General features: G+C 53.3%; 18 protein-coding genes. 17 read left to right on the top strand and 1 reads right to left on the bottom strand.

Translation table 11 applies throughout. The features are described from left to right. Window positions 1-39: 39 nt before the first annotated feature. The 17 genes from DDY07_RS12375 (at window position 40) to dapB (ending at window position 20,477) form a co-directional block, all read left to right on the top strand. Window positions 40-1,476: a HupE/UreJ family protein gene (locus tag DDY07_RS12375; RefSeq protein WP_171696128.1), complete on the top strand. Its 1,437-nt coding sequence runs from the start codon at window positions 40-42 to the stop codon at window positions 1,474-1,476. Between the two features lies 1 nt (window position 1,477). Further along, on the top strand, window positions 1,478-3,694 hold the full coding sequence (locus DDY07_RS12370; RefSeq protein WP_171696127.1) for a TonB-dependent receptor: 2,217 nt from the start codon (window positions 1,478-1,480) through the stop codon (window positions 3,692-3,694). A gap of 9 nt (window positions 3,695-3,703) precedes the next feature. Beyond that, window positions 3,704-4,810, top strand: coding sequence for a HupE/UreJ family protein (locus DDY07_RS12365; RefSeq protein WP_171696126.1), 1,107 nt, complete (start codon window positions 3,704-3,706; stop codon window positions 4,808-4,810). A gap of 213 nt (window positions 4,811-5,023) precedes the next feature. Next, window positions 5,024-5,632 (top strand): MotA/TolQ/ExbB proton channel family protein, encoded by a 609-nt coding sequence (locus tag DDY07_RS12360; protein WP_367650873.1) that lies wholly within the window; start codon window positions 5,024-5,026, stop codon window positions 5,630-5,632. Beyond that, window positions 5,610-5,945: a DUF2149 domain-containing protein gene (locus tag DDY07_RS12355; protein ID WP_026147208.1), complete on the top strand. Its 336-nt coding sequence runs from the start codon at window positions 5,610-5,612 to the stop codon at window positions 5,943-5,945. Before DDY07_RS12360 ends, DDY07_RS12355 begins: the two co-directional genes overlap by 23 nt. Next, on the top strand, window positions 5,932-9,885 hold the full coding sequence (locus DDY07_RS12350) for a cobaltochelatase subunit CobN (RefSeq protein WP_171696125.1): 3,954 nt from the start codon (window positions 5,932-5,934) through the stop codon (window positions 9,883-9,885). The genes DDY07_RS12355 and DDY07_RS12350 overlap by 14 nt, the downstream gene beginning before the upstream one ends. Before the next feature lie 261 nt (window positions 9,886-10,146). Beyond that, window positions 10,147-12,606: a TonB-dependent receptor gene (locus DDY07_RS12345; protein ID WP_171696124.1), complete on the top strand. Its 2,460-nt coding sequence runs from the start codon at window positions 10,147-10,149 to the stop codon at window positions 12,604-12,606. Between the two features lie 235 nt (window positions 12,607-12,841). After that, window positions 12,842-13,171: a glycine zipper 2TM domain-containing protein gene (locus tag DDY07_RS12340; RefSeq protein WP_171696123.1), complete on the top strand. Its 330-nt coding sequence runs from the start codon at window positions 12,842-12,844 to the stop codon at window positions 13,169-13,171. A gap of 65 nt (window positions 13,172-13,236) precedes the next feature. Next, window positions 13,237-13,371 (top strand): hypothetical protein, encoded by a 135-nt coding sequence (locus DDY07_RS24305; protein WP_256438894.1) that lies wholly within the window; start codon window positions 13,237-13,239, stop codon window positions 13,369-13,371. 353 nt (window positions 13,372-13,724) lie between these two features. Next, complete coding sequence (gene hrcA, locus DDY07_RS12335) at window positions 13,725-14,765, top strand: heat-inducible transcriptional repressor HrcA (RefSeq protein ID WP_033155579.1); 1,041 nt, start codon at window positions 13,725-13,727, stop codon at window positions 14,763-14,765. A gap of 50 nt (window positions 14,766-14,815) precedes the next feature. Further along, on the top strand, window positions 14,816-15,454 hold the full coding sequence (gene grpE, locus DDY07_RS12330) for a nucleotide exchange factor GrpE (protein WP_171696122.1): 639 nt from the start codon (window positions 14,816-14,818) through the stop codon (window positions 15,452-15,454). 71 nt (window positions 15,455-15,525) lie between these two features. Then, window positions 15,526-17,460 carry a molecular chaperone DnaK gene (gene dnaK / locus DDY07_RS12325; protein ID WP_171696121.1) on the top strand — a complete coding sequence of 645 codons (1,935 nt, stop codon included), beginning with the start codon at window positions 15,526-15,528 and terminating at the stop codon, window positions 17,458-17,460. 258 nt (window positions 17,461-17,718) lie between these two features. Next, entirely contained in the window at window positions 17,719-18,024 is a 306-nt protein-coding gene (locus DDY07_RS12320; RefSeq protein ID WP_171696120.1) for a DUF4160 domain-containing protein, read from the top strand. After that, on the top strand, window positions 18,021-18,299 hold the full coding sequence (locus DDY07_RS12315; RefSeq protein ID WP_171696119.1) for a DUF2442 domain-containing protein: 279 nt from the start codon (window positions 18,021-18,023) through the stop codon (window positions 18,297-18,299). The genes DDY07_RS12320 and DDY07_RS12315 overlap by 4 nt, the downstream gene beginning before the upstream one ends. Window positions 18,300-18,303: 4 nt before the next feature. After that, window positions 18,304-18,486 carry a hypothetical protein gene (locus DDY07_RS12310; protein WP_171696118.1) on the top strand — a complete coding sequence of 61 codons (183 nt, stop codon included), beginning with the start codon at window positions 18,304-18,306 and terminating at the stop codon, window positions 18,484-18,486. A gap of 41 nt (window positions 18,487-18,527) precedes the next feature. After that, window positions 18,528-19,667 (top strand): molecular chaperone DnaJ, encoded by a 1,140-nt coding sequence (gene dnaJ / locus DDY07_RS12305; protein ID WP_171696117.1) that lies wholly within the window; start codon window positions 18,528-18,530, stop codon window positions 19,665-19,667. Window positions 19,668-19,670: 3 nt separating this feature from the next. After that, a complete protein-coding gene (dapB, locus tag DDY07_RS12300) occupies window positions 19,671-20,477 on the top strand; it encodes a 4-hydroxy-tetrahydrodipicolinate reductase (RefSeq protein ID WP_171696116.1) in 807 nt (268 codons plus the stop codon). Window positions 20,478-20,521: 44 nt separating this feature from the next. Here the strand turns inward: dapB and DDY07_RS12295 are convergent, their stop codons facing one another. Further along, window positions 20,522-20,959 carry an NUDIX hydrolase gene (locus DDY07_RS12295; protein WP_171696115.1) on the bottom strand — a complete coding sequence of 146 codons (438 nt, stop codon included), beginning with the start codon at window positions 20,957-20,959 and terminating at the stop codon, window positions 20,522-20,524. Between the last annotated feature and the right edge of the window lie 153 nt (window positions 20,960-21,112).

Raw genomic sequence — 21,112 nt, 5'->3', positions numbered from 1 at the left:
TAGATCGAGCTTTAAGACCGATAAACCCAGATAAATCTCATGCAATTTCAGTTTCAAACCAAGCTAACAAAGTCAGCCCGCAGCCGTTTATGGCTCGCGTCGTGCCTGGCTTTGGCGTTTGGGTTGTTATTTCCGTTGCTCAATATTTTTGGCGGTTTGGACAATATCGGTTGGAACAATGGTTTCAGTCATCCCTTGGGGGGCTGGGATCACCTGCTGACCATGTTGGCGGTGGGGATCTGGGCCGCGCAATTACGCGGCCAAGCGATCTGGATGTTGCCGTTGGCCTTCGTCGGCGTGATGAGTTTGGGCGGATTGGCCGGCGCGGCCGGGCTGACGATTCCCAGCGTCGAAGGCATCATCCTATTGTCCTGCGCGGTGTTTGCCGTGCTGATTACCCGCAAGATTCGTTTCAGCGCCAAGCTCAACGTCTTTATCGTCGCCTTTTTCGCGTTTTTCCACGGCTTTGCCCATGGCCAGGAAATATCCACGTCGGCTAGTTTGTTGTCTTACACGCTGGGCTTTATGCTGGCGACGCTGTTGCTGCACGGCGCCGGGATACTGGTCGCTAAGCTGGTGGTGTTGACCGTTACCTGCTTGCTGACTTTGTTATTCTCGCAAGCGGCGATGACCAGAGCCGCTGACGCCATGGTCAGCGACACCGGCAACATTACAACGCTAAGCCAGAACACCAGTTCAACAGCGTTGAGCAACTGGACGGACTTATTCAATACCGGAGCGTTGGCCGAGCGGTCTGTTTTTGAGCGGCAAGTAGCTGCGATGGGGCTGGATGATGCGGTTTCAGGCAGTCAGGCATTGGGCAGACCGGCCGGATATTCGGCGACAAAGGCTTGCGCTACGGACGGTCAAACCCTTGGGCTCAGTGCTTCATTGAGCGCTTATTTGCAGAATCTGTCGGTGCTATTCAAGGCTATCGTCGATTTCGATGGTCTGGCAGCACTGGGCAACTTACACTTCAGGCAATTGTTTCCGGACATCAATCATACTCCGGGTACGCAATTGTGCAGCAGTGGCGTCGGTCGCACATCGCCGCCAGCCTATCCGAATGTCTTTGTTGTAAGCACCTCTTTCACTCTTCGCAAGTCCCCGGTTTCCACTGTTGAAGCGCCCCGTCTTCAACCGACTTTCGCCAGCACTCTTCCCGGCGATTTTACTACCCAATCATTTAACGAATTACAGCCGGACGCTTTAGCGGCTGCGGTTTCCAGCAAGCAGTTTTTGCTCCCCAAGCCAGCGCTTTGCGCGGCAAGCTTATCCCTCCCGTTTCATTCTCGCGCTGTCGGCGTTCAACGGCTCATAGCGCGCGGTTTAGAAAATTCGACCGATTTCGGTCCAGGCAATACCCCCAAAACAATAACAACTAAAACAATAACGCAAATCGAGGAAGACCTTATGCAACACCATGCCGGCGCTCCGCGTCACCCATCGACTTTACTAAATACCTCCCGGAGCTGAGATGAAATCCTGCAATACCTATTTCAAAAAGAAGCACCTGGTCATCGGCCTGGAAATTATTTTAGGTCTGGCCTGTGCGGATCTGAACGCCGCACCTAATGCCGACGCGGAATCTGTCGAACTAACTGCGCAAGAAACCTCGCGACAGAGCGCAAAGAAAGCCAAAACCGCTAAAAAGACGGAAAAGTCCGAAGAACTGGAAGCGGTGCAAGTGGAAGAAGACGGCCGCGGTAAGAATCTGATCGGTATTGCACCGTCGGCCTCGCAAGGCGAAGTCAGCCAGAAGCAATTCGAATACCGGCCGTTCTCGCGTAACGGCGAATTGGTCGAAGTGGTGCCCGGCGCCATCGCCACCCAGCATAGCGGCTCCGGCAAGGCCAACCAATACTTTCTGCGCGGCTTTAACCTGGACCACGGTACCGATTTTACGACTTATGTCGACGGTATCCCGATGAACATGACTACCCACGCCCACGGCCAAGGTTATATGGACATCAACAGCATCATTCCGGAGCTGGTGAAAAAAGTCGAATACGGCAAGGGTCCGTATTACGCGGAAGTCGGGGACTTCTCGGCGGCTGGTTACGCCAAAATGTTCAGTATGGACAGGCTGGACAAAGGCATCACCAAATTCACCGCCGGTTCGTTTGATTACTACCGAACGCTGGTAGCCAACTCCAATAAACTCGGCGACGGCGATTTGCTGTATGCCGGCGAATTCAATCTCTACAACGGCGTCTGGGAAGTGCCGGAAGATTCGAAAAAATTCAACGGCCAGTTGCGCTACACGCTGGATCGCGGCGACTGGGGCATGGCGATTAACGGCAAGGCTTACACCAATAGCTGGACCGCCACCAACCAGATTCCGCAAGCCTCAATCGATAGCGGCGCCATCGGCCTGTACGGCAGCATGGACCCGACCGACGGCGGCGAGAGCAACCGTTATAGCGCCTCGGCCAGCTTCTGGAACCAGGGCGGCAACTGGAAAAACGACGCGAATATCTACGCGGTCTACACCGATTTGAGTTTGTTTTCCAATTTCAGCGGCTTCACCCGCGGTCCCGGCGGCGACCAGATTCTGCAAACCGAGCGCCGAGTGCAAACCGGCGGCCATTTCGAACACACCCGCTATAACAAGCTGTTCGGGTTTGAAATGGACAACAGCATTGGTCTGCAATTTCGTAACGACCAGATCATGGACTTAGGTTTATACGAAACCACAGCCCGGCAGATCGTCAATACCGTCAGCAAGAGTAATGTCGGCGTGACCACAGTCGGCACCTATTTCAAAAACACCACCCACTGGCACGATAAAGTCCGCACCATCGCCGGTTTGCGCGGCGATTTCATTAATAATGACGTCGAGGTTCTGGCCAGTGGCAGCGGCACGGCCGAGACCAACGCTGCCAACTCCGGCAGCCGCGGCAAAGCCATGATCAGCCCGAAATTGAGTCTGGTAGTCGGCCCCTGGTACAACACCGAATACTTCGCGAACATCGGTTACGGCTATCACTCCAACGACGCGCGCGGCACCACGCTGCAAGTGCATCCGGTCACCGGCACCGAGTTTGACCCCGATGGCAACGCGGTCAGTCCGCGCATCCGCCCGGCGGCCTGGTCGCGCGGCGGCGAAGTGGGCGCCCGCACCAATATCATCCCCGGCTTGAACAGCACCTTTGCCTTGTGGTGGCTGCAATCCAGCGAAGAACTGGTGTTCGTCGGTGATGCCGGAACGACCGAAGTGAATGGTAAATCGCAACGCTACGGTATCGAGTTTACCAATTACTACAAACCCACCGAATGGCTGACGCTGGACGCCGACTATGCGTTGACCACGGCGCAATTCAACAAAGCCCCGGATGGTGCGACCAATAAGTACATCCCCAATTCCGTGGGTCGAGTAATTAGTGCCGGCGCTCTGATCGAAGCACCCAACGGCCTGTTCGGTACCTTGCGTTTTCGGCATTTCGGCAGCGTGCCGCTGGATGAATCCGGCGAGGTTTGGGCCGGCGATACCAACATCGTCAATTTGGGGGCGGGTTATAAACAAAAGCAATACAAACTCGAGATCGACATTTTCAATATTCTCGGTTCGCAAAGCAACGACATTGCCTACAACTACGAATATAACTATCCGAACGGTGTTTCTGGGTCTGGCCTGATGAAACATCCGGTCGAGCCACGCATGGTGCGCGGCACCATCACGGTCAATTTTTAGGACAGCCTGATGAAATCTTTCACTTTGAACGTGGTAAGAGGGCTTATGGTAGGGCTGTTGATGTGCCAAACAGCCGGGGTTTACGCGCATCCACCGGGCTTGAGCTCCTTGGATGTGACAATTAAACCCGCGCAACTCGATGCCAAGGTGACCTTCGCCTTACAAGACATCGAAGCCTTTGCGCCGATGGATGCCGATTTGGACGCGGAGGTGACCGAAGCCGAGCGCGAAGCGGCCAAGCCGGCTATTGCCAAACTATTGGCCGAGCAACTGCGCGTGAATATCGATAGCCATGATGCTCTGCCCAGCGAACCAGGTCAGGTCAGCTTTGACGATCAAAATAATGCGCGGGTGGAACTGCACTATGCGGGGCCGGTGCAAACCACTTTGCTGGTGCAGTCGAAGTTTTTGGCTTTGCTGCCCGACGGCCATCAGCAGTATTTGACGGTCAGGGACGCCAACGGCAAAGCGCTCAGCGAAAAAATGCTGGGCAAACACGACGATCAAATCAGTTTACCAATCGCCAACGCCGCGGATGCGGAGTCCCCCCAAGCTCCGTTTGCGGCGTTTGGCGATTTTTTTAAACTGGGCATCGAGCACATCCTCACCGGTTACGATCATTTGCTGTTTTTGTTCGCACTGTTGGCGGTCACTCACAGCTTTTGGCCGGCCTTGAAAATCATCACGTTCTTTACCGTCGCCCATTCCATCACGCTGGCTTGCGCCGGGCTTAATCTGATTGAACTGCCGAGCAGTTTCGTCGAGCCGTTCATTGCCGCGACGATTATTTACGTGGGTGTGGAAAACATCATCCGCGGCGATCATCCCAAGGGACGGCATTGGCTGACCTTCGGCTTCGGTTTGATTCACGGCTTTGGGTTCGCCGGGGTGTTGCAGGAAATGGATATTTCTTCCGGCGATACCGGGATTTTGTTGCCTTTATTGTCGTTCAACTTGGGCATAGAAACCGGGCAAATCGCCGTCGCGGCTATCGTGTTGCCGATGATCTGGTGGCTAAATAATAAGATAGAGACGGCCGAGAAGTTTTTGAAAGCCGGTTCGATTGCGGTCAGTTTGATGGGCGCATTCTGGTTGGTGGAGAGAACCATGCTGTAAAGAAAGCCCAAGGCGGGAGGCTAACCCGCAATAACTGGCACAAGGCCGGCTCCCGCTGGCCTGATTCAATCCTTATCAAAAAAACGGTTCATAAGAGCCACGGATTGCTATTGCCTGTCGTTTGGGTAAAGCGGTGATGGGCTTTCAGATAAGAGATTGAGCTACAAAGATTTTTTAATAAAACAACAACAATATTTATATAGGAGGAAGGCCGTGGAACTCACCCATACGCTAGAACAAATTCTGTACATGATCTCGTCATCGCTGTATCTGCCGGTATTGCTTATCGTCACCTTGCTGGCAGCGTACTCGGTCTATACCTGTGGACGATTAGCTCAGGAATGGCTGGAGCGGCGCCAGGCTGGATCGCGTGCCGTGCGCCTATTTAATCTCGATCTGGCCGTCGCGCTGGGGCGTCAGCAACGCGCCAATGCCGCGCCGCTGGACGTGGAGTTGGAGTTGCTGCTGCAAACCCATGAGCATCGGCAATTGATCAAGCTCGATCAGGTGCGTTTCGTGATCAAACTTGGCCCGGCGCTGGGCTTGATGGGTACTTTGATCCCGATGGGGATTTCGCTGGCCGCGCTGGCGCAAGGCAATATTCCCAGCATGGCCGGCAGCATGGTCACCGCCTTTACCGCTACCGTGACCGGCTTGGGCTGCGGTGTAATTACTTATCTGGTGGCTTTGGTTCGCGAGCAATGGCTGCGTGCCGATTTTGCGGCGATGCGCCACCAAGCCGAGCTGGCTGCCAGCCGGACTCTGGACGCGCCGGATTTGACAATCGAGGAGGACGGCCATGCGCTATCTGAGACGCTCTAGTCTGCATCGTAACAGCGAGCCGCTGGAAGATCCGATTGCCGGCGTCGCCAATCTGTTCGACGCCAGCGTGGTGTTCATCGTCAGCATGATGGTGGCCTTGTTCATGGCCTACAACATGTTGGATTTGATGAATCCGGAATCAACCGTGACGATGACCAAGGAAAATGCCGACGGCACCATGGAAATCGTCAGTAAGAAGGGCTCGCAAATCAAGGTGTCCAAAGTCACCGACCGCAAACTTAGCGGTTCCGGCGAACGATTAGGTACTGCTTATCGCTTGAACGACGGTAAGGTGGTTTATGTACCGGAATAAATGCTGGGCTTGGCTGCCGGCTCTGTTGCTATGGCTGGCCGCAAGCAGCGCTTTCGCCGAAACGCCGCTCAACCTTAGCCTGATTCTCGGCGATCTGGACTCGCAAACCGCCGTCGCCGCCACCGCTAAACTGCAAAATGATCCGCTGTTGCAAGGCGTCAAGTTGCGGGTGTATTCCAGCTCCAAATTGGCGCAAGCCGATCAGGCCGAATTGCAACAATCCAATCTGGTGCTGGCGCAAATCACCGGCCGCGGCATTCTGCGCGAGGGCGGCGAGGTGTTTAAACAGATCGCCGCGCATGGCGGCAAGCTGTACGCGGTGGGTTTGAGTTACGACGCCGATTTCGCCGATTACGGCCTGCAACTGGATAAAGACCTGCAAGCCTATATGTCGGCTGGCGGCGCCGACAATGCCGCCAACATGATCCGGCTGGCCTTGGCCAAATTCAAAAACGTTCAGGCCGACATTGCACCGCCGCAAGCCCAGCCGGAAATCGGCGCTTTCGACGTGCGCAGCAAGCAATTGTTCGCCGATTTCGACAGCTACCAAAAGGCTTATGCCGGTCATAAAGCTGGCCAGCCCTGGATCGCGATTTTGTTTTACCGTTCCTCGGCACTGTCCGGGCAAACCGATACGGTCAAAACCTTGGCCGAGCAGCTGGAGGCCAAGGGTTATAACGTGCTGCCAGTATTCGGCTACCCCTACGACAAGACACTGGAAAAAATGCTGGTCGACGGTAACGGCAAATCCCGCGTCGAGGCCATCGCTGCGCTGGCCTTGAAAATCGGTGCCAGCCCGGACAAGACCGTGCCGACCTTGACCCGCTTAGGCGTACCTGTGCTAAACGGCATTGCCTTGAACAGCCAAAGCCACGCGCAATGGACCGAGTCCTCCACCGGTCTGGATGTGATGGAACGGGCCTGGCAAGTCGCATTGCCGGAATTCGCCGGCGAAATTGCCCCTACCGTGGTGGCCAGCAAGGAAAGCGTGCATGACAAAGCCACCGGCCAGGATTTCGTCCGCGAAGTGCCAATCCCGGAACGCATCGCCCGCTACGCCGACCGCCTGGATAAGTGGGCCAAGTTGCGCCATACCGCCAACGCCGATAAGAAAGTCGCGCTGCTGTATTACAACTACCCGCCCGGCAAGGAAAATATCGGCGCCTCGTATTTAAACGTGCTGCCGGAATCGCTGTTGAACATCATGCAGCGCATGCGTCAAGAAGGCTACCAGTTGGGCGACGCGCCGACCGACGGCGCAGCATTGAAAGCCGCCGTCAAGAACCACGGCATCAACCTGGGCAATTGGGAACCGGGCGCGATTGCCGAAGCCGCCGCCAGCGGCCGGGCGGTATTGTTGCCGATTGCCGATTATCAAAAATGGTTCGATGCCTTGCCGGAAACCTTTAAAGCGGCGATGCTGAAAGCCTGGGGCAAGCCGGAGGACAGCAAAATCGGCGCCTGGACCGACAGCAAGGGCCAACGCTTTTTGATTTTGCCGGCGCTGCAATACGGCAATTTGCTGCTGGCGCCGCAACCGTCGCGCGGTTGGGAGCAGGATGTCAAAAAGCTCTATCACGACGTGTCCATGCCGCCGCACCATCAATACGTGGCGTTCTATTTGTGGCTGCAAAAAGGCTACCGCGCCGACGCGATGATTCATCTCGGCACCCACGCCACCCACGAATGGCTGTCCGGCAAGGAAATCGGTTTCACTCAAGCCGATCCCGGCGAGATTTTGATGGCCGACGTACCGCAGATTTATCCCTACATTATGGACGACGTCGGCGAAGCCTTGCAGGCCAAGCGCCGGGCGATGGCAACCATCATTTCGCACATGACGCCGCCGCTGGACAAGGCCGATTTGAATCCGGAGCTGGCCAAACTGGCCGGCTTGCTGGACGACTACAACGTCGCCGCCCAGAAAAGCGAGCAACTGGCTAAGATCAGGCTAGACGAGATCAATCAAATCGCTAGTAAGGCCGGCTTGTTGAAAGACCTGAAAATGGAAAGGGCCGAAACCGGCGACCAGTTGGAAGAACTGGAGCATTACCTAAAGGAAATCCGGGAGAAAAAGGTGCCTATGGGTTTGCATACCTTCGGCAAGGCGCCGGATGAAGCGATTAGACAGCGTTTTGCCGAAGCCATCGTCGCCCGCGATCCTAAGCTGAAAGGCGAGGCTTTAAAGCAAAAAGTCCAGGCCATGGCCAAACTGATTGCCGATAGCGCCAACGCCGAAATGAACGCGCTGATCAATGCGCTGGCCGGCCGCTACATCCCGGCCGGCAGTGGCGGCGACCCGTTGCGCAACCCGGACGCCTTGCCGACCGGCAAGGATTTGTACGGTTTCGATCCGTCGCGGATTCCCAGCGAGGCAGTCTACAACGAAGGCGCGCGTTTGGCCGAGCAAGTGGTTGCCGATTTCAAAAAGCAGCACGGCCATTATCCGGAACGGCTGGTGTTCAATTTGTGGGGTGTGGAAAGCTCGCGCCATGAGGGCGTGATGGAAGCCGAAATCATGCATCTGCTCGGCGTCAAACCGCATTGGGACGAGCGCGGCCGCACCCAGGGCGTGGACGTGATTGCTCGCGACAAACTGGGCCGGCCTCGGGTCGATGTCACTATCATTCCGTCCGGCTTGTACCGGGATTTGTTTGCCTCGGTGATCAAATTGCTGGACCAGGCCGAAACCAAGGCGCAGGAACAAGACGAGCCGGATAATCCGTTGCGCCGGCATATCCAGGAAACCCAGGCCGAGTTGGTCAAACGCGGCTTGAAGCCCGAGGAAGCGCTGGATATGGCTTCGGCCCGCTTGTTCAGCGTGCCGTCCGGTGCTTACGGCACCAATCTGGATCGGGCCATTCCGCTGTCCAACACCTGGACCGACGAGAAGCAACTGGCTGACGTGTTCTTCAATCGCATGCACCACGTTTACGGTCGCGGCCATTGGGGCGAGGCGGCCAGCAAGGACGCGACGCTGGCGGTGGACTTGTTCAAATTGTCTTTGAAAGATACCGATGCGGTGATTCACAGTCGCTCCAGCAATGTCTACGCCACGCTGGACGGCGACGACTTCTTCCAATATCTGGGCGGTACGGCGATGGCGGCAAGACAGGTTAACGGCAAGACGCCGGAAGTCTTGGTCGCCGACTTGGCCGACCCGACCGCCGCCAAAACCATGAGTCTGGAGCGTTATCAGGGGCGGGAGATGCAAAGCCGCTACCTGAATCCGAAATGGATAGAGTCGATGTTGAAGGAAGGTTACGCCGGCGCACGCTTTATCAATATGGTGGCCGAAAACCTGTGGGGCTGGCAGGTGACGGTGCCGGAGGCGGTCGGCGCCGAGAAGTGGCAGGCGATGTACGAAACTTACGTTGAGGACAAATACCAGCTCGACATCCAGAAAAAATTCGAGCAAGCCGACAACCTGCTGGCTTACCAAGCTATGGTGGATCGGATGCTGGTGGCGGTAAACAAAGGCTATTGGAAAGCCGATCCAGCGGTGAAAGCCAAGCTGGAACAAGTTAACAAGGAAGTCATTGCGAAAGCCGGCGTGGCTTGCAACAAGGACACTTGCAGCAGCCCGGAAATCACCAAACTGGCTGAGCAACAGGATGCGGCCAAAGCCGCCAAGGCAGCCGCGCCGGGTGCGCAAGCCCAACCACCGGCACCCGCAGCGGCTCAAACGCCACCGCAGCCCACTCAATCTCAACAGCCGCCAGCCGCTCAGCAACCGCAGGCTCAAGCACAAGCCGCGCCGGATGCCGCCAAGCCTCTGGAAGGCTATGAGATGGAAGAGAAAAAAGCCGCCAGCGAAAGCACTGAACAGCAACAAACCTTGAGTTCGGCGCAGAGCTGGTGGTTGAGTTTTGCGATCTTGCTGTTGTTTGTCGCCGGTTATTGGCACGGCAGTTGGGAACAGCGGAAGGACAAAGCCTAGCGCTTGGCTGGAAAAACCCTGGCGTCCTTGTTACAGCGAGGGCGGTAACCCAGGAAATTCGAAAGCCATCATTCCCGCTTTCGTGGGGATGATGGCTGCGGGGAGTTTATGGGCTCACATAGGCCCGATATGAATAATAGCGTGGCGCCTCAGGGGGAAATTCAAGTAGGGGTCTGCTCTTGATGTAAGAAGAATTAAAAATAAATCTAACATGACCATGAAGCGCCGTTTTTTAAAATTGCATTACCGGAGGAATCAACTTTGTCTCGTTTACACGTAATAACGCTGTTGGCCCTGACCAATTTGGCTTACAGCAATCAAATCCTGGCAGAAGATAGCGATCAAAGCGCCGTGGGGCCAGCCGAAACCGCTAAGACCGACAATTCGGCCAGCAACGATGAGTCGCTGGGTACGATGGTGGTGACCGCCACCCGCTCGGAAATCAGTGCATCGATGGCGCCGGCCAATGTCAGTGTCATCACCACCGAAAATACCGAAAACCGCCTGACCCAACGTATCGGTGACGCCTTGAAGGATGTGCCGGGGGTGTATTTGCGTGGTAGTGCTTATGGCACCAGCTTCCCAGGCTCCAGTGTTAGCTCGTCTGCATTCCATGGCATCAGCGGTACGAATCGATCTTTATTTTTAGTGGATGGGCTGCCGGTAAACAATGCCAATTCAGGGCTGGTTGATTGGAATATCCTGAATATGGACGACGCTCAGCAAGTGGAATATGTCCCTGGACCCTTTTCAGCGCTGTACGGTAGTGGCGCGATGGGCGGTGTACTCAATGTGATCTCCAAAGTCCCCACTAAACGCGAAGGACGTCTGTCATTTGGCGCCGGTGGCGCGGCTGTTGATCAATGGGGCATCAAAGGCCGTTACCGGGATCGTTTCGAAAACGGCGTGGGGATTTCTCTGACCTTCAACCACATGGATAGCGATAACTGGGCGGTGTCGGATTACGTGACGGCTTCGCCAGCCAGCTTTACGCCACCGGCTACAGCGATACCGAATGCGGTAGTCAGAGCGAACACGGCTACCGCGTTAAGAAACGCCTCGACACCGGTATTCGGTGCCATTCCGACCGCAACCACCCAAGGTGGCTCGACCTACATCATAGGAGACAAAGGGGAACGCCCTTGGGAGCAGAACACCGCATCCTTGCATCTCTATTACGATTTGACTGATAGCACCGAGATTGATGGCGGTATGAGCTGGAGCCGCAGCGAAACTAGCGCAGGGACGTTTAACAGTTATTTGACCACTGCCGGAGGCTCGCCAATTGCAATCGCTACCGGAAACCCCACTGTCAATTCAGTCGCCAGCGTGGCCGGCCTGGCGCAAAGCAACAACCTTAATCTAAATGGGCAGCGACTGAATGTCTACGAGCAGCAATTTCTGCATTTTTTGCCGTCAGTAGAAGACACTCGCCGCTATTTTGCCCACCTGAAACATGATTTTGGGCATGACGTGAAATTGAATGTCGATTTTCAATACATGGATCACGAGACTTATTCGCCTAGCCCAAACAGCGCGGCGTTCGACGATACCTTAAGCGGCGGCAGAGGCCAGTTAACCGTTACGCCTAGCCAACGGATTGACGGTAACGTGGCATTGCGCTTCCCGTTTTTGTGGGATCAACGTAACTTTGTCACGGTCGGTTTTGGTGCTAACCACAATAATTTGGAAGGTCAAAAACGTTTGGCCTTGAGTAATTGGCAAGATTGGTTCTCAGTGACGAATACTGTTTACGATGGCAAGGGCGAGTCGAGTATTTACTCCGCCTTTATTCAGGACGAAATTTGGTTGCGTAAAAACTTGATTGCTCATCTTGGCGTGCGTTATGACGACTGGTCAACTTCCGGTTCCATCGTACAAAAGGCTACCGTCACTTCCACGGGTACCACCACTAACCTGACGCAAACTTACAGCGAACGTTCCGTGTCGCAATTTAATCCCAAATTTAGTTTGACCTGGTTGCCGGCGGATGGCTACAAGCTGTTTGCTTCAACCGGTTGGGCATTCCGTCCACCCACCAACTCGGATTTGTATTCGACATCGCAAACGGCTAGCGGCAGTGTTTTTACCTTGACGCAAGCCGGGCCGAATCTGAAACCGGAAACCATGTATTCATGGGAAGTAGGCGGAGAGGCAACACCGATTGATGGTACAACGATTGCCGCCTCGTATTTTCACCATTACATTTCTGATTTGATTTACCGTAAAGATACGACATTAAGCGCAACCAATCGGCTTCAGGAGCGGCAAAATGCGGGTGAAGCGGAGGTTGAAGGCGTGGAGGCCAAATTAAGGCAGAAATTGTATTGGGACTGGCTGCATTTTACCGGGACCTACACCTTAAACGACTCGATAATTACCAAGAACGAGGCGAATCCGCTGTCGGTTGGCAAACAGATGGTGTTGTTGCCGGAGACCATGTTCAGTGGCGGCTTGGATGTCAAATATGAGCAGTGGAGCGGCGGCATTATTGGGCGCTATGTCAGCCAGCAGTATACGAACGACCAAAATCTGGATCAAAGGGCCGGCGTCCCAGGGAGTTACGACCCTTATTTTCTGGTCGATACCCGTATTGCTTATCAAGCGACGAAAAATATCGATCTGTCGTTTTCTGTGAATAATCTGTTGGATCGGGAATATTCCTCTTTTTATCAACAAGCCGGCCGCACCGTTTATGGGGAAGTGTCTTACAGCTTCTAATGCGATTGACTGTCGCCTCCGGCGCAATCTGCTCCGGATATTCGCAAAGCGAATATCCGGAGTAATGGCTGTTGGCAGTTTATAGCCATCGCTTAGCGTGCACAGTTCACAAAAATTGGCAATGTAAGCGCCGGCTTTGTAGTCTTCATCTGTTCTTAATCTTTTCCTAATCAAGACTTAAACATTGCTCTCTAGAATCAAGTCATAGATAAATTATTCTCGATCAAGGGGATTTATGTTTAGAGTGGCAAGTGTCGTTGTAATCAGTTTGTTGGTTTCGCCAATAGCCATCGCTGACGGGCATGGACGAGGTCATCACAAACATCACCACCATGACCGGTACGTCGAGGTCGAGCGGGTGTATGTACCGGGGAGGGTTACGCAGTACGTCCCGGCACCGCCGCCCGCACCGCGCTACAACAGTTACGACCAACGCTCCACTCAGGGCTTGGTAGGTGGCGCGTTAGGCAGTGCGGCGGGTTACGAGATGAGTAGAGGCGATCCGTTGGGAGCCGGCATCGGTGCCGCCGCCGGCGCCTGGATCGGCAACAGTATGAGCCGTTAATCAGCTACCGCCAATCAATTAACCGGCTTTAAATTTTGGGATGACTCATGCGACAGGAGGACAAAATGAGAATAAAAAATGGTAAAAAATATCAACAAGAACAGTACAGTAGAGTAGAAAAGTTATTGAATGTATTGTTGTTTTTTGTCGTTGCCTACTATAGCTACTATGTGTTGTCTTTCTCCCAAATGGGGGCTTGAGACCACTGGCGGTTGCGGTTTATTGTCCGTTTGCGTTCCTGCCATACAGTCCGGATAAGCAAACGCTAGATCGAATCAGAACCCTGCAAGTCTCAGACTTGCAGGGTTTTTTATTGCCGGTTGTTGGGCAAGATCGAATATACATCCAAAAATCGTAATTCCGGAACAAACTGCCCATCGATCCGTTCTCCACGACACGGGGGCTTCGGATATTCAATCCCAGCCCTTGATTGTGCTGGCTGCGCTTAGTTTATTCATAACCTGTTCAAGCCGTTGACAAGGCCGGACCCAGCTGATAGCTTTGCTGTCTGGCACTCACCAATATCGAGTGCTAACGGAATTTGGGGGATGACGTGGCTGGCGGACAAGATTTAAACGAAAGATCGCTATATTTATTAAAAACCTTGGTTGAGCGTTATATCCAGGACGGTCAGCCTGTTGGTTCGCGTTTGTTGTCTAAAGATCCGCAGTTAAAGCTGAGTCCGGCCAGCATTCGCAATGTGATGGCGGATCTGGAAGAGATGGGTTTGATCCATTCCCCGCACACGTCCGCCGGCCGAGTCCCAACCGTGAGTGGCTATCGTTTATTTGTCGACAGTTTGTTAACCGTCAAGCCTTTGGCATCCAGCGAATTGGACCAACTGCAACATGGCCTGAAAGGGGAGGCGGATAAAGCCAGTGACGTGTTGAATAAGGCTTCCAAATTATTGTCGGACGTAACGCGGATGGCCGGCGTGGTGACTTTGCCGCGCAGAGAAAGCGTCACCTTGCGGCACATCGAATTCCTGCCTATGTCCAATACCCGGGTGTTGGTGATTTTCGTCACCGACGACCAGGAAGTGCACAATAAAATCATTCATACCCACAAGCAATTCAGTCCTGCGGAATTACAACAGGCTGCCAACTATTTGAATTCGGTTTATTCCGGCCGCAGCTTGGCGAAAATTCGCGATTTGGTGGTGCGGGAGATGGAGCTCGATCAGCGGCAGGTCAATCAAGGCATGATGGACGCGGTGAACATGGCGCAGCTGACCTTCAGCGAACAACCCAACGACGACTATGTGTTGAGCGGCGAAACCAATCTAATGGGCTTTTCCGAGTTGTCGGATATGGAACGACTCAAACAGTTGTTCGAAGCTTTTAGCCAAAAGCGCGGCGTCATTCATTTATTGGATCAGTGTCTACAGGCCGAAGGCGTGCAGATTTTTATCGGTGAAGAGTCCGGCTATAGCGCATTCGATCATTGCAGCCTGGTGACGGCACCTTATTCGGTGAATGACGAAGTGGTGGGGGTGTTGGGCGTGATCGGCCCCACCCGAATGGCGTATGAAAAAGTGATTCCGTTCGTGGATGTGACGGCAAAGTTATTGGGCGCGGCCTTGAATCCCAAATAAATGGCCCTATCGTTAGGCCAACTAAAAAATTTAGAACCATGGAGTAAGTAATGAGTCATCAGCAATCGAGCCACGAACCCCAATCGGATAGCGATTTGATCGCCGAAGTTTTGGAACAGACCAAGCCAATCGACGCCGACGAACAGCCAACCGAAGCATCTGGCGCCGCCCCAGTCACTGTGGAAGCCTTACAGGAACAATTGGAGCAAGCTCAGCAACAGGCTGCTGCCAACCTGGATAAAGCCATCCGCACGATGGCCGAGATGGAAAATTTAAAAAAGCGCGTGCAAAAAGACTTGGACGACGAACGCAAATACGGTCTGGCCAAATTTGCGAAAGAATTGCTGAGTGTTCTGGATAGTTTGGAATTAGGCCTGCAAGCGGCAACCGGCGATAGCCCGGAGATAGTGAAACTACGCGAAGGCAGTGAATTGACCATCAAGCAATTCGAGTCGGTATTTGCCAAGTTTAATATCGAAACTGTCGACCCCATCGGTCAAGCATTCAATCCGGAATTGCACCAGGCGATGGTCATGCAGCCAAGTGCAACCGCCCAACCCAATACCGTGTTAAACGTCTTCCAAAAAGGCTATGTATTGAACGGCCGTTTATTGCGCCCTGCCATGGTGGTGGTGGCGAAAGCCGAGGACAAACCTGCCGATAGCGCAAAAATCGATGAGCAGGCTTGAAATTAAGACGATCAACCGCATATCGCTAACAACTTTTTAATTTATTACCAATTCAAGTCTGGAGAATATCAATGGGCAAAATGATCGGCATCGATTTAGGAACCACCAACTCCTGCGTCGCAGTCCTGGAAAACGGCACCGCGCGGGTTATCGAAAACAGCGAAGGCGCGCGCACCACGCCTTCCATCATCGCTTTTACCGGCGACAATGAAGTATTGGTCGGCCAGTCCGCCAAACGGCAGGCGGTGACCAACCCTGAAAACACTTTGTTCGCGATCAAACGCTTGATCGGCCGCCGTTTTAAAGAAGACGCGGTACAAAAAGACATCAAAATGGTGCCTTACAAAATTATGGAAGCCAACAATGGCGACGCTTGGGTGGAATGCCACGGTAAAAAAATGGCGCCGCCCGAAGTATCATCACGTGTGTTGATGAAACTGAAAAAAGACGCTGAAGCGTTCCTGGGTGAAGAAGTCACCGAAGCCGTCATCACCGTACCGGCATACTTTAACGACTCACAACGTCAAGCCACCAAAGACGCCGGCCGTATCGCCGGTCTGGACGTCAAACGCATCATCAACGAGCCGACTGCGGCAGCGTTGGCGTTTGGCATGGACAAACCGAAAGGCGACACCACTATAGCGGTTTATGACTTGGGTGGCGGTACTTTCGATATTTCCATCATCGAAATCGCTGAAATCGAAGGCGAGCACCAATTCGAAGTATTGGCCACCAACGGTGATACTTTCCTGGGCGGTGAAGACTTTGACTTGCGCATCATCGACTTTTTGGCCGGCGAATTTAAACGCGACAGTGGCATCGATCTGCACAACGATCCATTGGCGCTGCAACGTCTGAAAGAAGCGGCAGAAAAAGCCAAAATCGAATTGTCTTCAGCTGAGCAAACCGACATCAATCTGCCGTACATCACCGCCGACGCATCCGGTCCGAAACATTTGAACGTGAAACTGACCCGCGCCAAACTGGAGTCGCTGGTTGACGAGTTGATCGAAAGAACCAAAGGCCCTTGCTTGCAAGCGATTAAAGATGCCGGTATTTCGACCTCTAAAATCAACGATGTGATTCTGGTTGGCGGTCAAACCCGTATGCCGAAAGTGCAAGCGTTCGTTAAAGAACTGTTTGGCAAAGAGCCGCGCAAAGACGTTAACCCTGACGAAGCGGTAGCGCTGGGTGCGGCGATTCAAGCCGGTGTATTGGGCGGCGATGTTAAAGACGTATTGTTGTTGGACGTAACACCTCTGTCTTTGGGTATCGAAACCCTGGGCGGCGTGATGACCAAATTGATCGAGAAAAATACCACGATCCCAACCAACGCCTCGCAAACCTTCTCGACTGCGGACGACAATCAAACCGCGGTGACCGTGCAAGTATTGCAAGGCGAACGGGAAATGGCATCCGGTAATAAATCATTGGGTCGTTTTGATTTGCAAGACATCCCGCCGGCACCGCGCGGTATTCCGCAAATCGAAGTGTCGTTCGACATCGACGCCAACGGTATCTTGAACGTATCGGCGAAAGACAAAGCTACCGGCAAAAAACAATCCATCGTGATTAAAGCCTCCAGCGGTTTGTCGGACGATGAAGTCGAACGCATGATCAAGGACGCAGAAGCGCACGCCGACGAAGATCGGAAATTAAAAGAACTGGTTTCTGCGCGTAACTCTGCTGAAGGCATGATCCACGCCACCGAAAAGTCGCTGAAAGAACTGGGCGATCAAGTAGCCAGCGACGAAAAATCGGCGATTGAATCTGCGATCAAAGACCTGCAAGCGGTGCTTAAATCCGACGATAAAGACGCGATTGAAGCGAAAACCCATGCCTTGACCGAATTGTCGGGCAAATTGGCGGAACGTGTTTATGCGCAGAAAGGCGCGGAAGGCGGCGCCGAGGCCGGACATGCAGCCGGCGCGGCGGAGGCTGCCGCAGAGCATGATCACAATGTGGTCGATGCAGAATTTGAAGAGGTTAAGGACGATAAGAAGTAAGGTGTAGGGCGGATGGCGTAAGCCGATCCGCCTTTCAATCTTTCATAGGGCGGAACGCTTAGCGGTTTCCGCCTTAAATGTTAAGTCCGGTAGGGCGCAATAACCAACGGGCATTGCGCCGTATTATGCCCTATTAGGTCAGATTAGTCATGTAGGGTACTCACACCGCGGACCTTTTGCAAACGATGGGCTTCCTGGTGTCAGCCCATCCTACATTGAATAAACCGAATTCGGCAGAAATACAGGCAAGAACCGGCAATGCCAAAACTATACGAATATTTCGGTTTAATTGTGATGTTTTATGCCAATGAATACGAACCCGTTCATGTTCACGGCAAATGTCAGGGGCGGGAAGCGAAGGCCGAAATTATTCTGGTAGACGGGCTAGTTGATAGTGTTCGTTATATTACAGTCTCCGGCCGTGAAATGTTATCCGAGGGTGAGATGCAATATTTCCGCGAAATTGTCACGGCTCGTGTTAATGACATTGTGCAAAAATGGATCGATTATTTTGTTTGGCATAAATCGATTCGACCGGAACGCATTTGTACGAGGTTAAAATGAATCAAGTTGTTAATATTTGTAGCGCCGAGCAGATCGATTCGTATCTTTTGCGCTTAAAATTTGATGATGGTAAGGAGCAGATTATCGACTTCAAGGGATTTTTGATGCGTTCCCCGCATCCTGATATTCGGGCCTACCTCGATGCTGTGAAATTTTCAGATTTCCGGATCGAATATGGTGAGTTGGTGTGGGGCGATTATGAATTATGTTTTCCGATGATCGATTTGTATATGAATCGTTTGGAACACGGTACTTATATTGAATCGGCAGCGTAGATTTATGAATAATTGGTTAGACTTGGCGGAAACCCGAGCAGAAGAGATCGATGCCGGCATCGTTGAATTGATACCTTCCGAAATAGTGTCGCTCAAAGCAAGGGAGTTGTTGAGTTTTCAGCGAGATCAACAGGCATTATTGCCGCCAAAGTTTAGCGAGCCAATAAAGGCCGAATATAGAAAGTAAAAATAAATAGATAAATTCATCAAGTGACTCAAGACATTTAAATGGCCGCAAAAGAAGACTTTTACAAACTGCTGGAATTGGATCGCAACGCGAGCGAAGCCGAAATCAAGAAGAGCTATCGCAAGATGGCGATGAAATTTCATCCCGACAGAAACAAGGATAATCCGGAAGAAGCGGAGAAAAAATTCAAGCTGGTCAAGGAAGCGTACGAGATTTTGTCCGACCCTAAAAAGCGCGCGGCGTATGATCAATTCGGCCACGCCGGCGTCGATTCGTCGATGGGCGGCGGGCGCGGCGGCTTTAGTGGGGCGGAGAATTTTAGCGATATTTTCGGCGATGTATTCGGCGATATTTTCGGTGGCGGCCGGCAGCAACGCAGCAGCGTGCAACGCGGTGCCGATTTACGTTACAACCTGGAACTGACCCTGGAAGAAGCCGTAGGTGGTACCGAAGCTACAGTCAAGGTGCCGGTATTGGTGGCTTGCGTTGAGTGTAACGGCAGCGGCGCCAAAAAAGGTAGCAGCCCGATCACCTGTAACACCTGTCATGGTCACGGCCAAGTCAGGATGCAACAAGGTTTTTTCTCGGTGCAACAAACCTGTCCTACGTGCCGCGGCACCGGCAAGCAAATCAAGGATCCTTGTCCGAAGTGCTACGGCCAAGGCCGCGTGCAGGAAACCAAAACCCTCAACGTCAAAGTGCCAGCCGGTGTCGATACCGGTGACCGGATTCGTTTAGCCGGTGAAGGCGAAGCCGGTGCGAACGGCGGACCAGCCGGGGATTTATATGTGCAAGTGCAGGTCAAGGATCATCCGATCTTCACCCGCGACGGTGCGAATCTTTACTGCGAAGTACCGATCAGTTTTCCAATGGCCTGTTTGGGTGGCGAACTTGAAGTACCTACGCTGGATGGCAAGGTCATGTTGAAGATTCCACCGGAAACCCAAACCGGACGCATGTTCCGTTTGCGCGGCAAAGGTGTGAAGCCGGTCAGAGGCGGTGCAGTCGGCGATTTGTTATGCAAGGTGCAACTGGAAACGCCGGTACATCTGACCAAAGACCAAAAAGCCATGATCGAGAAGTTGGGCGAATCCTTATCCGGCGGCGGCAAACATCACAGTCCGCAAGAGCATGGCTGGATGGATGGCGTTAAAAACTTCTTCGATAAATTAACAGGGTAAGCCATGGTGCGGATCGCGGTAGTAGGCGCTTCCGGGCGCATGGGTTTATGTTTGCTGAAAGCCGCGCTGGCGGCGGAGAACGCCGAGTTGACGGTAGCGGTATCCCGCCCCGATAGCTTGGCGCTGGGCAAGGATGCCGGTGAACTGGCCGGTGTGTCGGCGGCTGGCATTAAAGTCTGCGACGACTTGGCTGCTCTGACTGAAAAATTTGACGTATTGATCGACTTCACCCGGCCCGATGCGTCGATGGATTACATCGAAATCTGTCGGCAGGCCGGCAAAAAAATAGTGATCGGCACCACCGGTTACAGCGAGGCGCAAAAAGCCGCGATTGCTGAGGCTGCCCAGGATGTGGGAATAGTCATCGCACCCAATTTCAGCGTCGGCGTCAATCTGTCCTTAAAGTTGTTGGAAATGACCGCCAAGGTGATGGGTGAGTACACCGACATCGAAGTGATAGAGGCCCACCACCGGCACAAAGTCGATGCGCCGTCCGGAACCGCGTTGCGGATGGGTGAAGTGGTTGCTGCGGCGTTGGGGCGCGATTTGAAAGACTGTGCCATCTATGGCCGTGAAGGCGATACCGGCGCGCGCGACCGCAAAACCATCGGCTTTTCCACGATTCGGGCCGGCGATATAGTCGGCGAGCATACGGTAATGTTTGCCGACGAGGGTGAGCGGGTGGAAATCACTCATAAAGCCAGCAGTCGTATGACCTTCGCTAACGGTGCGGTAAGAGCCGCGACTTGGTTAGCGGACAAACCTAAGGGACTGTTTGATATGCAGGATGTGTTGGGTCTGAAAGGCTGATCAGGTCTTAAATTTTGTCTGCACACCGCTGAATCAGCTAAGACTTATATTCGTAGAGGCGTTACCTCGCCTGCCAGTTTATAATGCCGGTAATCCGCAATAACCTGAGCGTGATCGAAAGCCAGCAGGCTGGGCAGATTGTCGAAGTTGAATAAACCAAAGTTTTTAGCATCGTCGGCCGCCATCGGTGTGCCATGCGCTTGCGCCAGGTAGACAGCGGTGACGGTGTGGTTGCGTGGGTCGCGTTGCGGATTGGAGTAAAGGCCCAGCAGTACGGTTAGTTGTACATCCAGACAGGTTTCTTCCTTAGCTTCGCGGATGGCCGCGTGCTCAATCGTTTCGCCGACATCGACAAACCCGCCGGGTACTGCCCAGCCATAGGGTGGATATTTCCGCTCTATCAACACGAAGGGACGCTGGGGGTGGTCGATCAGTTCGATCAAAATATCGGCGGCTAACAAGGGGGTGACGGGCTTTGCCATGGCGTTCCTGAAAATGATGAGTTTTAGTGCATTGAAAATAGGCGTGTTCTGCTAAATTTAACCATGTTTTCAAGCGTTGCTGAAATTCTCGATGCTTTTTCCTCGACCAATTAATCATGAATTAATCGGCTTTTCATATCATCCCAGCCGCTT

It is taken from the genome of Methylomonas sp. ZR1 (assembly GCF_013141865.1).
In the GTDB taxonomy this organism is placed as follows: Bacteria; Pseudomonadota; Gammaproteobacteria; order Methylococcales; family Methylomonadaceae; genus Methylomonas.
The sequence above is the reverse complement of the archived record's forward strand: the minus strand, read 5'-3'. Positions and strand labels throughout refer to the sequence as shown.